This is a genomic window from Halopseudomonas xiamenensis, assembly GCF_014219065.1.
Taxonomy (GTDB): Bacteria; Pseudomonadota; Gammaproteobacteria; order Pseudomonadales; family Pseudomonadaceae; genus Halopseudomonas; species Halopseudomonas xiamenensis.
The window spans coordinates 158,728-173,397 of the sequence record NZ_JACLGO010000007.1; the positions used below are offsets into that span (position 1 = coordinate 158,728).

Here is a 14,670-nt window from a genome sequence, read left to right on the forward strand (position 1 = left end):
ACCTCAGTTCAGCGCGTTGGGCCGGGCCAGGCGGAAGACCTGGACCGGGGCGCGGAATGGCACGCCATCGGCGCGGCGCATGCCGAAGCTGCCCTGCATGCTGCCCACCGGCGTCTCCAGCAGGCAGCCGCTGGTATAGGTATGGCTGGCGCCGGGCTCGATCAGCGGTTGCTCACCGATCACACCCTCGCCGCGCACTTCCTGCACCTTGCCGTTGCCATCGGTGATGATCCAGTGACGGTCGAGCAACTGGGCGGCGAGCGTGCCGGTGTTGCGGATGGTGATGGTATAGGCGAAGGCGAAGCGGTTCTGCGCCGGGTCCGACTGTTCGCTGAGGTAGCGCGACTGGGTTTCGACGATGATGCTCTGCAGTGTCGGTTCAGGCATCGGCAGCGCTCCCTTGCCGCGCCAGGCGATTGGCCAGGCGCACGAAGCCGGCCAGGTCGACCTGTTCCGGACGGACGGTGGGGTCCAGGCCCTCGGCTTCGATGGCGTCGGCATCGAGCAGGCCCTTGAGGGTGTTGCGCAGGGTCTTGCGCCGCTGGTTGAAGGCCTCGCGTACCACCACTTCGAGCAGTTGCACATCCTCTGCCGGGTGCGGCAGGCTGGCATGCGGCGTCAGGCGCACGATCGCCGAGTCGACCTTGGGTGGCGGATTGAACGCACCGGGGCCGACGTCGAACAGGTGCTCCACCTCGCACCAGTACTGCACCATGATGCCGAGGCGACCATAGTGGTTCATGCCGGCGCCGGCGGCCAGGCGCTGCACCACTTCCTTCTGCAGCATGAAGTGCATGTCGGCGATGCAGTCGGCCTGGGACAGCAGATGGAACATCAATGGCGTGGAGATGTTGTAGGGCAGGTTGCCGACCACCCGCAGCTTCTCGCCGGGACCGGCCAACTGGCGGAAGTCGAACTTCAGCGCATCGCCCTTGTGCAGGGTGAACTGCGGATTGCCGCCGAAGCGGGCCAGCAGCAGCGGGTGCAGATCATGGTCGAGTTCGACCACGTCGAGCTTGCCGCCACCGGCCAGCAGGCCTTCGGTCAGCGCGCCCTGGCCGGGGCCGATCTCGACCAGGTGCTGGCCTTCGCGTGGGGCGATGGCACGCAGGATGCGGTTGATCACGCCATGATCATGCAGGAAGTTCTGGCCGAAGCGCTTGCGCGCCCGGTGTGGAGCGAATTGACTCATTGCTGGCCTCGGGCTTCGATCATGCTGATGGCGGTATGCAGGGCGACCCTGAGGCTGCCGACGTCGGCCCGTCCGGTGCCGGCCAGGTCCAGGGCGGTACCATGGTCGACCGAGGTGCGGATGATCGGCAGGCCCAGGGTGATATTCACCGCCTGGCCGAAGCCCTTGTGCTTGAGCACCGGCAGGCCCTGGTCGTGATACATCGCCAGCACCGCGTTGGTCTGTTCCAGGTGTCTGGGGGTGAACAGGGTATCGGCGGGCAGTGGACCGTCGAGCAGCATGCCCTCGGCGCGCAGGTGTTCGAGCAGCGGGATGATCACATCGATCTCTTCGCGCCCCAGGTGCCCGCCCTCGCCGGCATGCGGATTCAGGCCACAGACCAGGATGCGCGGCGCGGCGATGCCGAACTTGCTGCGCAGGTCCTGGTGCAGGGTGCGCACGACCCGTTCCAGCAGCGGCGCGGTGATGGCATCGGCCACCTCACGCAGCGGCAGGTGGGTGGTCGCCAGGGCCACGCGCAGGCCGGGGCAGGCGAGCATCATCACCACCTGCTCGGTGCCGGTCTGGTCGGCGAAGAACTCGGTGTGCCCGGAGAAGGGCACGCCGGCATCGTTGATCACGCCCTTGTGTACCGGGGCGGTGACCACCGCGCCGAAATGTCCGTCCAGGCAGCCCTGGCCACCCAGGCGCAGGGTCTCCAGCACGTAGCGGGCATTGGCCGGGTTGAGCTTGCCGGGCTGGCAACGGGTGGCCAGCGGCACCGGCAGCACACTGAGCTGGCCACCCGCCTGTGGCACCGGCGGGCGCGCCGGATCATAGGGCTGCAGCTCGACCTGCAGGCCGAGTTGGCGCGCCCGTTCAGCCAGCAGGTCCGGATCGGCGATGACCACACGTTGGTGGGCGCAGGGCTCGCTGGCCAGCTGCAGGCACAGATCGGGGCCGATACCGGCGGGTTCGCCGGCGGTCAGCGCTATTGCGGATACGCTCACTTAACTCTTGATCTCTACGTAGGCTTCGTCGCGGATTTCCAGCAGCCAGGTCTGCAGTTCCTCATCGAACTTGCGGTTCTGCAGCAGGTTGCGCGCCTGCTGTTCGCGCATTTCGTCGGTCATGTCGACCTGGCGCTGGTCCAGCACCTGCAGGATGTGCCAGCCGAACTGGCTCTGGAACGGAGCGGATACCTGTTCCATCGGGGTATCGAGCATGACTTCGCGGAACTCCGGCACCATGGCATCGGCGGTGACCCAGTTGAGCGATCCACCATTGAGCGCCGAGCCGGGGTCTTCCGAGAAGGAACGGGCCAGGTTGGCGAAGGACTCACCGGAGCGGATGCGCTCGTACAGGCGCCGGATCAGCTGGGCGGCCTCCGCCTCGCTACGGATTTCGCTGGGCTTGATCAGGATGTGGCGCACATTGAACTCGTCCACCATCAGGTTATCGCCGCCGCGCTTTTCCAGCAGCTTGAGGATGTGGTAGCCGGCCGGCGAGCGCAGTGGCTGGGTAACGCCACCGATCTCCAGATCGGCCACCGCATTGGCGAACACCGGCGGCAGCTGCGCCGCCTTGCGCCAACCCAGCTCGCCGCCCTCCAGGGCATGCTCGCCGCCGGAGCGGCTGACCGCCAGGCGGGTGAAGTCGGCGCCATCGCTGAGTTCGCGGAAGATCTCATCGGCCCGTTCGGCCTGCTGGCGGGCCTCGTCGTTGCTGGCGCTCTCCGGCACCGGCAGCACTATCATCGCCAACCGGTAGTCGGCGGAGGTCTGGTAGCGGCCCACTTCGGAGTTGAGGAAGTTGCGCACTTCCTGGTCGCTGACCTGGATGCGCTCGGCGACCCGGCGCTGGCGCACGCGGTTGATCAGCAGCTCGCGGCGTACCTGTTCACGGGCATGGGCATAGCCGATGCCGTCCTGCTCGAGGGCCGCCTGGAACTGTTCCAGGGTCACGCCGTTGCGTTCGGCCAACTGCTGCATGGTCTGGTTCAGGGTGGCATCGTCAATGCGGATGCCGGCCCGGTCGGCCATCTGCAGCTGGATGCTTTCCAGCACCAGCCGGTCCATGACCTGGGCGCGCAGCTCCTCATCCGGTGGCAAGTCGGTCGCGCCGCGCTCGCTCAATTGCTGGCGGATGGTGTTCATCCGCTCCGTGACCTGGCTGGCCATGATCACATCGTTGTCGACAATCGCCGCGACGCGGTCGAGTTCGACCATCTGGGCCTGCAGCCCGGTGCTGATCAGCAGACCGGCGCACAGGCCGATCAGCGTACGGTGTAGCTTAAAATGCATTGGTTTCACGCTCTCTGTAGCCAGGGATGCCCTCGTCCAGAAGGCTTTCGACACGATTGCCGGTGACGCTGCCCAGTCCTTTCAGGACCACCTGCAGGAAGATGCCGCGATTGCCCTCGTCCTGGGTGACCGACTCGAACTCGTTGTAGTCGACCCAGTAGCGGTTGATGAAGCGCAGCTTCCAGCAGCAGCTGTCATATTCAAGACCGCCGAAGGCCTCCAGGGTTCGGTCACCGGAGAAATCATGCTGCCAGCGACCGATCATGCTCCACTGCTGGGTCAGCGGCCAGATGAAGGACAGGTCGGACTGATCGATGCGGCGGTTTTCGTCGCGGATGAAGTTGCCGGTCAGGGCATTGAAGGTGTTGACCTCGTTACGGAAACGGTAGCCGGCATTGAACACCTTGCGTGGCTCCGGCTGGTAGTTGGCCATCAGGCTGCCGGCATTATCGGTACTGTTGTCCGGATTCCACAGCGCGTCGCCACGTACTTGCCAGGCATTGCTGATCCGGTACATGAACTCGGCGGCGTAGGCAGAGGTGGAGTCGTCGTCCCGCTCCCGGCGCTGGCCGAGGGTGTCGAGCAACTGCACTCGCTGGTCTTCGAAGTAGAAGATCTGGCCGAAGCTGGCGCGTGCGCGCTCCACGCCCCTGGTCGTCAGCGCGCGGCTGGTCAGGCCCAGCGCCAACTGGTTGGCATCACCGACGCGGTCATTGCCGCTGAACCGGTCATCGCGGAACAGCGCGTTGTAGCTGAAGGTGTTCTCGTTGGTGTCGAACAGCGGCTGGTCATCCTGGTTGCGGTGCGGCGCATACAGATAGAAGGCGCGAGGCTCCAGGGTCTGGCGCAGATCACGTCCAAACCAGCTGGTCTCGCGGTCGAAATACAGACCGGCATCCAGGCTGGCCACCGGGATGGTGCTCGATGGGTTGGTGTCGGCGGCGTCGTAGTCGAAGAACAGGTCCGGGTTGGTCGACAGGTCGGGATGCTGGCGCTTGTTGAAGTTCAGATCGTAGTAGGTCGACTGCAGGCGTGCCGCCGGGGTCACGTAAGCCCAGTTGTTCTGCCACGGATAGCTGATGCGTGGGCTGAGGCTGACGCGATGGCCGGTGGCGCGTTGCAGTCCGCGCAGGTTTTCATCCAGATTGCGAATGGGGTCGCCGAACGCATCGGTGTGAATGCCGTCCTTGCCAGTCAGGAAGCCCCGTCCCAGATCCCGGTCGAAGTAGCTGTACTCGGCGCGGTAATCGAACTTCAGCCCACTGTCACCCAGCCAGTGGCCGCCATCCAGGCGCAATTGCGGCAGTCGCTCGTAGGGTGTCACCGAGGTGATGGTAGCCAGCTCGTAGGCATGCAGGGCTGCCTCGAACTGCCAGCCATTACCGCGGTAGGTGACGGCGCCGCGCTGGTTGACGTAGGTGTCGCTGCGCGCATCCAGGGCGCTGTTCAGGTCCTGGAAGTAGAACGGATCGCTGATGTCGAAGTACTCGACCTCGGTGGTCCAGCGGTTCTGCAGTCCACCCAGGTGTTCCCAGCCATACAGCCAGCGGTTGTCGTCGAATTCCTTGTCATCCAGGAAGGAGGCGCTGATCTGGCCCTCATGCCCCGGCTGCATGTAGCGGAACTCGCCTTCCATCTGCAGGCCGCGCTTGCTCATCAGGCGCGGATACAGGGTGGCGTCGTAGTTCGGCGCGATGTTGATGTAGTAGGGCGTGACCAGCTCGGTGCCATTGTCGGTGGAGTTGCTGATGGACGGTGGCAGCAGACCGGTCTGGCGCCGGTCATCCAGCGGGAAGTAGATGTACGGGGTGTAGAACACCGGCACATCCTTGACCCGCAGGGTCACGTGCTTGGCCTCGCCCCAGCCCTTTTCCTGGTCCAGCTCGATGTCGTCACTGTGCAGACTCCAGGTATTGCGGCCCGGGTCGCAGGTGGTATAGGTGCCATTGGTCATGACGATGACCGCATCGTCGCGGCGCATCAGCTTGTCCGCGCTGCCGCGGGCGTTGGGCTCGTGCACCACGTAGCGCACCTGATCGATGCGGGTCTCGCCCGTGTCGATCTGCATCTGGGCGCTGTCGCCGAGGACCAGCAGGCCCTGGTCGCGCAGGCGCACATCGCCGTCCAGACGCACGATGTTGTTGGCCTGGTCGAAACTCGCCTGGGTGGCCTGGGCCTGGAGTCGGCCCTGGCGCAGCAGCACGTCCCCTTCCAGGGTGCCGGTCTGGCTACGTTGCTCGAAGCTGCTGGAGTCGGCGCTGGCATACACCGGCAACTGGTCGAAGGGCGTATCGTCATCGCGTCCGATGCGCGCGGGCTCGATATAGTCGCCGCTGCAATAGGGGGCAATGGCGGCGCGCTGGGCCTCGGTCAACTGCTCACGCGGCACCCAGTCCAGTTCGCTGAAGTCCACTGGCCGCGGCTGACTGGCGCTGCGCCGCGGCGCCTCGACGGTTTCCACCGGCTCCGCTTCAGCAGCGCGTACCACCGGCTTGCCGGGGCGCGGCGGCAGCTTGGCGGTCGACTGCAGTGGACTACAGGCCCAGCCACTGCCATCGCTGCTGGGGCGACATTCAACCTGACTGGCGGCCAGGCTGGATACGGGTTGCGCAAGCAGCAGTCCGCTGGCCAGCAACAGGGAAAATGAGGGGCGAAACGGAGGTTTTGGGTAGGCCATTTGTAGTTGTCCGGGCGTTCAGTCGGGCGTGCAGGCTCGCGATAACTCGGGAACTTGTGCGAGGCAATTGCAACATGCATGCTGCTTCTGCGTGTCGAGATCGTGGATAATAAAGCATTGTTAGGCGCCAGAGCCAGCGCCGTCCTGTTCGGGAAACCAATGATGGATGCAAGACAGAGATTACTGGAGGCCTGGTTGCCGCCAGCGCTGGGCCAGGCCCATGTGCACCAGGGCTGGGGGGAGGTCGGTGCGGGGCATCTGCAGCCGGCCAGCAGCGATGCCAGCTTTCGCCGCTATTTCCGCTGGAGCGATGGTCGGCACAGCCTGATCATCATGGACGCGCCGCCGGAGCAGGAGGATGTACGACCCTTCATGCGCATTGCCGGTCTGCTGGCCGCCGCCGGGGTGAAGACACCGCAAATCCTGGCGGCCGATCCCGAGCAGGGCTTCCTGCTGCTGGAAGACCTGGGTGCACGTACCTACCTGGAGAGTATCCAGGCCGGGGTCAGCGCGGCGCAGCTCGAGCGCATGTTCGCCGGTGCCATCACCACACTGGTGCGCTGGCAGGCCAGCAGCCGGCCCGGCGAGTTGCCGGACTACGACGAGGCGGTGCTGCGCCGCGAGCTGCAGCTGTTTCCCGACTGGTTCGTGGAGCGGCACCTGCAACGCGAGTGGAGTGCCGCGCAGCAGGCCGACTGGGATGCCCTGTGCCGGTTGCTGCTGGACAGCCATCTGGCCGAGAAGCGGCTATTCGTGCACCGTGACTACATGCCGCGCAACCTGATGACCGCCGAGGGTGAACCGGGGGTGCTGGATTTCCAGGATGCCTTGTACGGGCCGGCCAGCTACGACGTGACCTCGCTGTTCGCCGATGCCTTCTTCAACCTGCCGCTGGCCGAGCGCGAGAGCTGGATTCGCCGCTACTGGCAGCAGGCGCGGGCCGCCGGCATCGACTTGCCGGAACAGTTCGAGATGTTTCTCGGCCAGTCGCGGCTGATGGGTGTGCAGCGGCACCTGAAGGTGCTGGGCATCTTCGCTCGCATCCGCTACCGCGATGGCAAGCCGCGTTACCTGGGGGATGCGCCGCGCTTTATCCTCTATCTGCGCGAAGCCTGCGCCAGCGATGCCCGCCTGGCGCCGCTGACACGCCTGCTCGACAGCCTGGGATTATAGCGGTGAAGGCAATGATTCTCGCGGCGGGCAAGGGTGAACGCATGCGTCCGCTGACCCTGCATACCCCCAAGCCGCTGTTGCCGGTGGCCGGCAAGCCGCTGATCCAGTGGCATATCGAGGCGTTGGCGCGCGCCGGGCTGTCTCGCCTGGTGATAAACCATGCCTGGCTGGGCCAGCAGATCGAAGCGGCCTTCGGCGATGGCGCCTGTCTGGGGGTGCATATCGACTGGTCCGCCGAACAGCAGCCGCTGGAAACTGCCGGTGGCATTCTGCGCGCCCTGCCGCTGCTCGGTGACGCGCCTTTCGTGCTGGTCAATGGCGATATCTGGACCGATTTCGACTTCGCCGCGCTGCGCCTGCCCGCCGGGCGACTGGCGCATCTGGTGCTGGTCGACAACCCGCCGTTCAAGCCGGGTGGCGACTTCCTGCTGGCGGACGGCAGCGTGGCCAATCCGGCTGCTGGCCAGCAGTCCCTGGCGCTGACCTACAGCGGTATCGCGGTGCTGTCGCCGCGGCTGTTCGATGGCCTGGCCGAGGGTCCGCAGCCACTGGCCCCGCTGCTGCGTGCAGCGGCGCAGCAGAAGTTGGTCAGCGGCGAACATCATGCCGGGCGCTGGATCGACGTCGGTACACCCGAACGGCTGCAGCAGGCCGATCTGCAGGCGCGGGAGGGCTGAGGTGCTCTGGCCGGTGACTGTAACGGGATTGGTGCTGGGCGCAGTGGTCGCCGGGGTGCCGGGCGGCATCCTCGGCGGTGTGCTGGGGCATGCGCTGGATCGGCACTGGCGTCTGCAACGCTGGTCGGACCTGCCGCGACAACTGGGTTTGAAACCGCCATTCGAGCGGGTGCTGTTCCTCTGTCTCGGACGCATCGCCAAGGCTCACGGCCGGGTGACTGACGAACACCTGCAACTGGCCCGGGAACTGATGCGCCAGTACCGGCTGGACGAGGCACAGCGGCGCCAGGCGATGGACGACTTCAACCGTGGCAAGCTGCCGGCCAGCCGGGTCGAGCGGCAGTTACAGCGCCTGTGCCGGCAACAGCCCCAGCGCAATGCCGAATTGCTCGATTGCTGCTGGCGCATGGCCCTGGTGCACGAGCGCCCGAGCGCCGCAGCCCAGCAACTGCTGGATGCCTGGGCGCAGATGGCCGGCCTGGGCAAGGCCGAGCAGCAGCGGCTGCGCCAGCGTCACCAGCGCCGCCAGCCAGCCGGCGCGCCGGCGGCCACCGGCGGTGGCCTGCGCCAGGCTGCAGCAGTGCTGGGTATCGAACTCAACGCCGAGCCGGCGCAGATCAAGCGTGCCTATCGCCGGTTGCTCAGCCGCCACCATCCGGACAAGCTGATGGCCGGTGGTGCCAGCGAGGCTGAACTGGCTGCGGCTGGCGAGCAGGTGCATCGTATCCAGCTGGCCTATGACAAGCTGAAACGGTATCGCGGGTTTCGTTGATATTGCTGGCCCTCTATCGCGGCGAGCGGTGCGGCGATCCGACGCCGCTCTCATCAAACATTCCTGTATCAGCCCGCGAAATACCACGGGTTGGCGAGCGCCTGCTCGCCGACGGTTCTCGGCGGCTACAAGTCCGTCGGCGTAGCGCCTGCTCGCTACACCCCGTTCACACATCCCTGGCCCGCCAGGCGAGCCTTCCCGCGCGGCATTCCTACCTCATCGGCAACACGAGCCACGGCGGACGGGGTAGAATACCCCGGTTCCGATTACCGCAGAGGTCTGCCATGCCTGATTACGCCATCGCTCCGTCGATCCTGTCCGCCGACTTCGCCCGTCTCGGGGAAGAGGTGGATCGGGTGCTGGCGGCGGGCGCCGATATTGTCCATTTCGATGTGATGGACAACCACTACGTGCCCAACCTGACCATCGGCCCCATGGTCTGCAGCGCACTGCGCAAGTACGGTATCACTGCGCCGATCGACGTGCACCTGATGGTGCGCCCGGTGGACCGCATCATCGGTGACTTCCTCGAAGCCGGCGCCTCCTACATCACCTTCCATCCCGAAGCCAGCGACCATATCGACCGCTCCCTGCAGTTGATCCGCGATGGTGGCGCCAAGGCCGGCCTGGTGTTCAACCCGGCGACTTCATTGGACGCGCTGAAGTACGTGATGGACAAGGTCGATATGGTGCTGCTGATGAGCGTCAACCCCGGTTTCGGCGGCCAGAAGTTCATTCCCGGCACCCTCGACAAGCTGCGCGAGGCCCGCGCGCTGATCGATGCCAGTGGCCTCGATATCCGCCTGGAAATCGACGGCGGGGTGAATGTGCAGAATATCCGTGCCATCGCCGAGGCCGGTGCCGATACCTTTGTTGCCGGCTCGGCGATCTTCAATGCGCCCGACTACAAAACGGTCATTGACCAGATGCGCGCCGAGCTGGCCCAGGTGCAAGGCTGAGATGTCTGTCCTGGAGCGCCTGTTCGACGGCCAGTTGCCGCAACTGGTGATGTTCGACCTGGACGGCACCCTGGTCGACTCGGTACCGGACCTGGCCGCCGCGGTCGACCAGGTGCTGGCGCTGCGTGGCCGCCCGGCCGCCGGTATCGAGCGGGTCAGGGAATGGGTCGGCAATGGCGCCCTGATATTGGTGCGCCGCGCTCTGGCTGGCAGTATCGACCACGCCGAGGTGGATGACGCCGAGGCTCAGGCGGCCCTGGCGGATTTCCTGCACGCCTATGCCGGCGGGCATGCGGCGACCACCGTCTATCCCGGCGTACCGAAGCTGCTTGACTGGCTGCGGGCGCGGGACGTTGCCCTGGCGGTGATCACCAACAAGCCCGAACGCTTCGTTGCACCGCTGCTCGAGGAGAAGGGCCTGGGCCACTTTGACTGGATCATCGGTGGCGACACCCTGCCGCTGAAGAAGCCGGACCCGGCCGGGCTGCTGCAGGTCATGGCCAGTGCCGGGGCGACAGCGCAGCGCAGTCTGTTCATCGGTGACTCGCGTAACGATGTGCTGGCGGCCCGCGCCGCCGGTGTGCCGGTGGTGGCGGTCAGCTATGGCTATAACCATGGCCGCCCGGTAGCCATGGAGAACCCGGACCTGCTGGTTGATTCGCTCGATGCGCTCATATAGTCTTGCAGCGTTACCCGCTTGCAACATCAATGGATCAGCCGTGTTTGTCAGCAACCGTATACTGATGGGAATAATGAAGGCGCTCGCCCGCTGGCGTTGGCGTCCCTGATATTGTTCCGCCTGCGCCGCGCGCAGGCACCGGTTTGTGTATGACATCTACCCGCCCACGAGGCTGATCATGACCCAAGACGAATTTCGCCAGTTGGCGACCCGCGACTGCAATCGCATCCCGGTGGTACGTGAAGTGCTGGCCGACATGGACACGCCGCTGTCCACCTATCTGAAACTGGCCGACGGGCCTTATTCCTACCTGCTCGAATCGGTGCAGGGCGGCGAGAAATGGGGTCGCTACTCGATCATTGGCCTGCCGGCGCGCACGGTATTGAAGGTGCATGGCTACACTGCCAGCGTGCAGGTGGATGGCGTCGAGACCGAAACCCATGAGTGCCAGGACCCGCTGGCCTTCGTCGAGCAGTTCAAGGCCCGCTACCGTGTGGCGGATGTACCCGGCCTGCCGCGTTTCAATGGCGGGCTGGTGGGGTATTTCGGCTACGACTGCGTGCGCTATGTCGAGCGCCGCCTGGGTGCATCGCCGAACCCAGACCCGCTGGACAACCCGGATATCCTGCTGATGGTCTCCGACGAGGTGGTGGTGTTCGACAATCTGGCCGGCAAGCTGCATGTCATCGTGCTCGCCGATACCGCCAGCGAGGAAGCCCTGGCGCGGGCCAACCAGCGCCTGGATCAGCTGCTCGCGCAGCTGGCCGCGCCTTTCACGCCGCGCCCGGGGCTGAACCTTGCGGCGGTGGCCGCGCGCGAACTGGAGTACCGCGCCAGTTTCACCCGCGAGGACTACCAGAACGCGGTAAACACCATCAAGGAATACATCCTCGCCGGCGACTGCATGCAGGTGGTGCCCTCCCAGCGCATGAGCATCGACTTCCAGGCCGCGCCCATCGACCTGTACCGCGCCCTGCGCAGCCAGAACCCGACGCCCTACCTGTACTTCTTCAATCTGGCTGACTTCCACGTGGTCGGCAGCTCGCCCGAGGTACTGGTGCGGGTGGAGGAGGGCGAGGTCACGGTGCGGCCGATCGCCGGCACCCGCCCGCGTGGCGCCACCGAGGAGGCCGACCTGGCGCTGGAGCAGGATCTGCTGTCCGACGCCAAGGAGCTGGCCGAGCACCTGATGCTGATCGACCTGGGGCGCAACGATGTAGGGCGGGTGGCGGAGATCGGCCAGGTTCAGGTCACCGAGAAAATGGTCATCGAGCGCTATTCCAACGTCATGCACATCGTCTCCAACGTGCGCGGGCGGCTGCGCCCGGAGCTGACCGCCATGGACGCGCTGCGCGCCATCCTGCCGGCCGGCACCCTGTCCGGCGCGCCGAAGATCCGCGCCATGGAGATCATTGACGAGCTGGAGCCGGTCAAGCGCGGCGTGTACGGCGGTGCGGTAGGTTACTGGGCATGGAACGGCAACATGGATACCGCCATCGCCATCCGCACCGCGGTGATCAAGCACGGCGAGCTGCACGTGCAGGCCGGCGGCGGCATCGTCGCCGACTCGGTGCCGGAGCTGGAGTGGGAAGAAACCATCAACAAGCGCCGCGCCATGTTCCGTGCGGTGGCGCTGGCTGAACAGTCCGTGAAGTGAGGGAATCGGCATGCTATTGATGATCGACAACTACGATTCCTTCACCTGGAATCTGGTGCAGTATTTCGGTGAGCTGGGGGCCGAGGTCAAGGTGGTGCGCAACGATGAGCTGGGCATCGAGCAGATCGAGGCGTTGCAGCCCGAGCGCATCGTCGTCTCGCCCGGACCGTGCACGCCGAACGAGGCGGGGGTATCGGTGCCGGCGTTGCGACATTTCGCCGGCAAGCTGCCAATCCTTGGCGTGTGCCTGGGGCACCAGAGTATCGGCCAGGCCTTCGGTGGCGAGGTGGTACGCGCCCGCGAAGCCATGCACGGCAAGACCAGCCCGGTGTATCACCAGGACCAGGGTGTATTTGCCGGTCTGGCCAACCCGCTGACGGTGACCCGTTACCATTCGCTGGTGGTGCGTCGCGACAATCTGCCCGAGTGCCTGGAAGTCACTGCCTGGACCCAGCATGCCGACGGCTCGGTGGATGAGATCATGGGCCTGCGCCATCGCCAGTATATGATCGAAGGGGTGCAATTCCACCCCGAGTCCATTCTCAGTGAACAGGGCCATGAGCTGTTGGCCAATTTTCTCAAACAGCAGGGCGGCATGCGCAGCTGAACGAATTTCAGGAGAGTAATGATGGATATCACCACAGCACTGGCGCGGGTCGTCGAGAACATCGACCTGTCCACCGAGGAAATGCAGGATGTCATGCGCCAGATCATGACCGGCCAGTGCACTGACGCGCAGATCGGCGGCATGCTGGTGGCGCTGCGCATGAAGAGCGAGAGCCTGGACGAGATCACCGGTGCGGCGCTGGCGATGCGCGAGCTGGCTTCCGGCGTGGTGATTGCCGGGGACAATCTGGTCGATACCTGTGGTACCGGCGGTGATGGTGCGAATATCTTCAACGTCTCCTCCGCCGCCGCCTTCGTCGTTGCTGCTGCTGGTGGCAAGGTGGCCAAGCATGGCAACCGCGCGGTGTCCGGCAAGAGCGGCAGCGCCGACCTGCTGGAAGCGGCCGGTATCAACCTCGACCTGACCCCCGAGCAGGTGGCCCGCTGCGTGGAGAATGTCGGCGTCGGCTTCATGTTCGCCCCGGCGCACCATGGTGCGATGAAGTACGCTGTCGGCCCGCGTCGCGAGCTGGGCATGCGTACCCTGTTCAACATGCTCGGGCCGATGACCAACCCGGCCGGGGTCAGGCATCAGGTGATCGGCGTGTTCAGCAAGGCACTGTGCCGACCGATGGCCGAGGTGCTGGGTCGCCTGGGCAGCCAGCACGTGTTGATCGTGCATTCGCGTGATGGCCTGGACGAGATCAGTCTGGCCTCGCCGACGCATATCGCCGAACTCAAGGACGGCGCAATCCGCGAATACGAGATCAGCCCGGAGGAGTTGGGTATCAAGAGCCGTAGCCTGATCGGCCTGACCGTGGAAGGACCGGACGCCTCGCTGAAGCTGATCCGCGATGCGCTGGGCAAGCGCCAGACCGAGGAAGGGGAAAAGGCTGCGGACATGATCATCCTCAACGCCGGTGCCGCGCTGTACGCGGCCGACGTGGCCACTTCACTGAAGGAGGGCGTGGAGCTGGCCTCCGACGCGCTGTACTCGGGCATGGCCCGGGAGAAAATGGCCGAACTGGCCTCCTTTACCGAAATCTTCCGTGAGGAGGCACTGCAGAAATGAGCCTGCCGACCATTCTGGACAACATAGTCGCGCGCAAATATGAAGAGGTGCGGGAAAGCCGCGCCAAGGTTTCGCTGGACCAGCTGCAGCGCCTGGCCGCCAGCGCTGATGCGCCCCGCGGCTTTGCCAACGCCCTGCGCCGGCGGGCCGAGGCGCGCCAGCCGGCGGTGATCGCCGAGGTGAAGAAGGCCTCGCCGAGCAAGGGCGTGATCCGCGAGAACTTCAACCCGGCGGAGATCGCCGCCAGCTACCAGCAGGGTGGCGCGGTCTGCCTGTCGGTGCTGACCGATATCGACTTCTTCCAGGGCTGCCCGGAATACCTGCAACAGGCCAGGGCCGCCTGCAGCCTGCCGGTGATCCGCAAGGACTTTCTGGTCGATCCCTACCAGGTGGTCGAGGCCCGGGCGATGGGCGCCGACTGCGTGCTGCTGATCGTCGCCTCGCTGGAGGACGGGCAGATGGCGGAGCTGAACGCGACCGCCATCGAGCATGGCCTGGATGTGCTGGTCGAGGTGCATGACGGCGCCGAGCTGGACCGTGCGCTGCGCCTGGACACACCGCTGGTCGGCATCAACAACCGCAACCTGCACACCTTCGAGGTGTCGCTGGATACCACCCTGCAGCTGCTGCCGCAGATTCCCACCGACCGCCTGGCGGTCACCGAGAGCGGCATCCTCAGCCGGGATGATGTCCAGCTGATGCTGGATAATGGCGTGTACAGCTTCCTGGTCGGTGAGGCGTTCATGCGCGCAGCCGATCCGGGTGCGGAATTGAAGCGGCTGTTCTTCTGATCGATACCAAGGATAGCCCGGCGCACTGTGGTTTCGGGTTGTCGCGCCCCACTCCCCCGTCATTGCGTATAGGGACTCCTCCCCGGTTGCAAGCTCCGATGGTTGAAAAACATAAAGCCGATGCGTGCGTATA

The 14,670-nt window shown here is 65.3% G+C and carries 14 protein-coding genes; 9 read left to right on the forward strand and 5 right to left on the reverse strand.

From position 1 onward, the window contains the following. Nucleotides 1-3: 3 nt before the first annotated feature. From apaG to H6X51_RS06900, 5 genes are read right to left on the reverse strand one after another with little or no spacing between them, the layout of a single operon-like run. Complete coding sequence (gene apaG, locus H6X51_RS06880; RefSeq protein ID WP_185266782.1) at nucleotides 4-387, reverse strand: Co2+/Mg2+ efflux protein ApaG; 384 nt, start codon at nucleotides 385-387, stop codon at nucleotides 4-6. Next, a complete protein-coding gene (gene rsmA / locus H6X51_RS06885; RefSeq protein ID WP_185266783.1) occupies nucleotides 380-1,192 on the reverse strand; it encodes a 16S rRNA (adenine(1518)-N(6)/adenine(1519)-N(6))-dimethyltransferase RsmA in 813 nt (270 codons plus the stop codon). The genes apaG and rsmA overlap by 8 nt, the downstream gene beginning before the upstream one ends. Further along, nucleotides 1,189-2,181 carry a 4-hydroxythreonine-4-phosphate dehydrogenase PdxA gene (pdxA, locus tag H6X51_RS06890; RefSeq protein WP_185266784.1) on the reverse strand — a complete coding sequence of 331 codons (993 nt, stop codon included), beginning with the start codon at nucleotides 2,179-2,181 and terminating at the stop codon, nucleotides 1,189-1,191. Before pdxA ends, rsmA begins: the two co-directional genes overlap by 4 nt. Further along, nucleotides 2,182-3,474 (reverse strand): peptidylprolyl isomerase, encoded by a 1,293-nt coding sequence (locus tag H6X51_RS06895; protein ID WP_185266785.1) that lies wholly within the window; start codon nucleotides 3,472-3,474, stop codon nucleotides 2,182-2,184. Beyond that, complete coding sequence (locus tag H6X51_RS06900; RefSeq protein ID WP_185266786.1) at nucleotides 3,464-6,151, reverse strand: LPS-assembly protein LptD; 2,688 nt, start codon at nucleotides 6,149-6,151, stop codon at nucleotides 3,464-3,466. Before H6X51_RS06900 ends, H6X51_RS06895 begins: the two co-directional genes overlap by 11 nt. Nucleotides 6,152-6,313: 162 nt before the next feature. Between H6X51_RS06900 and H6X51_RS06905 the strand changes: the two genes are divergently transcribed. The 9 genes from H6X51_RS06905 (at nucleotide 6,314) to trpC (ending at nucleotide 14,537) form a co-directional block, all read left to right on the forward strand. After that, the gene (locus H6X51_RS06905; protein WP_235991257.1) at nucleotides 6,314-7,324 is read left to right on the forward strand and encodes an aminoglycoside phosphotransferase family protein; all 1,011 of its coding nucleotides are present in this window, start codon (nucleotides 6,314-6,316) and stop codon (nucleotides 7,322-7,324) included. 2 nt (nucleotides 7,325-7,326) lie between these two features. Continuing rightward, nucleotides 7,327-8,001, forward strand: coding sequence for an N-acetylmuramate alpha-1-phosphate uridylyltransferase MurU (gene murU, locus H6X51_RS06910; protein ID WP_185266788.1), 675 nt, complete (start codon nucleotides 7,327-7,329; stop codon nucleotides 7,999-8,001). Between the two features lie 13 nt (nucleotides 8,002-8,014). Continuing rightward, complete coding sequence (locus H6X51_RS06915; protein ID WP_185266789.1) at nucleotides 8,015-8,773, forward strand: DnaJ domain-containing protein; 759 nt, start codon at nucleotides 8,015-8,017, stop codon at nucleotides 8,771-8,773. A 284-nt stretch (nucleotides 8,774-9,057) separates the two neighbouring features. After that, a complete protein-coding gene (rpe, locus tag H6X51_RS06920) occupies nucleotides 9,058-9,732 on the forward strand; it encodes a ribulose-phosphate 3-epimerase (protein WP_185266790.1) in 675 nt (224 codons plus the stop codon). Nucleotide 9,733: 1 nt separating this feature from the next. Continuing rightward, entirely contained in the window at nucleotides 9,734-10,411 is a 678-nt protein-coding gene (locus tag H6X51_RS06925; protein ID WP_185266791.1) for a phosphoglycolate phosphatase, read from the forward strand. A 178-nt stretch (nucleotides 10,412-10,589) separates the two neighbouring features. Beyond that, complete coding sequence (gene trpE, locus H6X51_RS06930) at nucleotides 10,590-12,068, forward strand: anthranilate synthase component I (protein ID WP_185266792.1); 1,479 nt, start codon at nucleotides 10,590-10,592, stop codon at nucleotides 12,066-12,068. A 10-nt stretch (nucleotides 12,069-12,078) separates the two neighbouring features. Further along, a complete protein-coding gene (locus H6X51_RS06935; RefSeq protein ID WP_185266793.1) occupies nucleotides 12,079-12,675 on the forward strand; it encodes an aminodeoxychorismate/anthranilate synthase component II in 597 nt (198 codons plus the stop codon). A gap of 21 nt (nucleotides 12,676-12,696) precedes the next feature. Then, the gene (gene trpD / locus H6X51_RS06940; protein WP_185266794.1) at nucleotides 12,697-13,746 is read left to right on the forward strand and encodes an anthranilate phosphoribosyltransferase; all 1,050 of its coding nucleotides are present in this window, start codon (nucleotides 12,697-12,699) and stop codon (nucleotides 13,744-13,746) included. Then, entirely contained in the window at nucleotides 13,743-14,537 is a 795-nt protein-coding gene (gene trpC, locus H6X51_RS06945) for an indole-3-glycerol phosphate synthase TrpC (RefSeq protein WP_185266795.1), read from the forward strand. The genes trpD and trpC overlap by 4 nt, the downstream gene beginning before the upstream one ends. Nucleotides 14,538-14,670 lie beyond the last annotated feature (133 nt).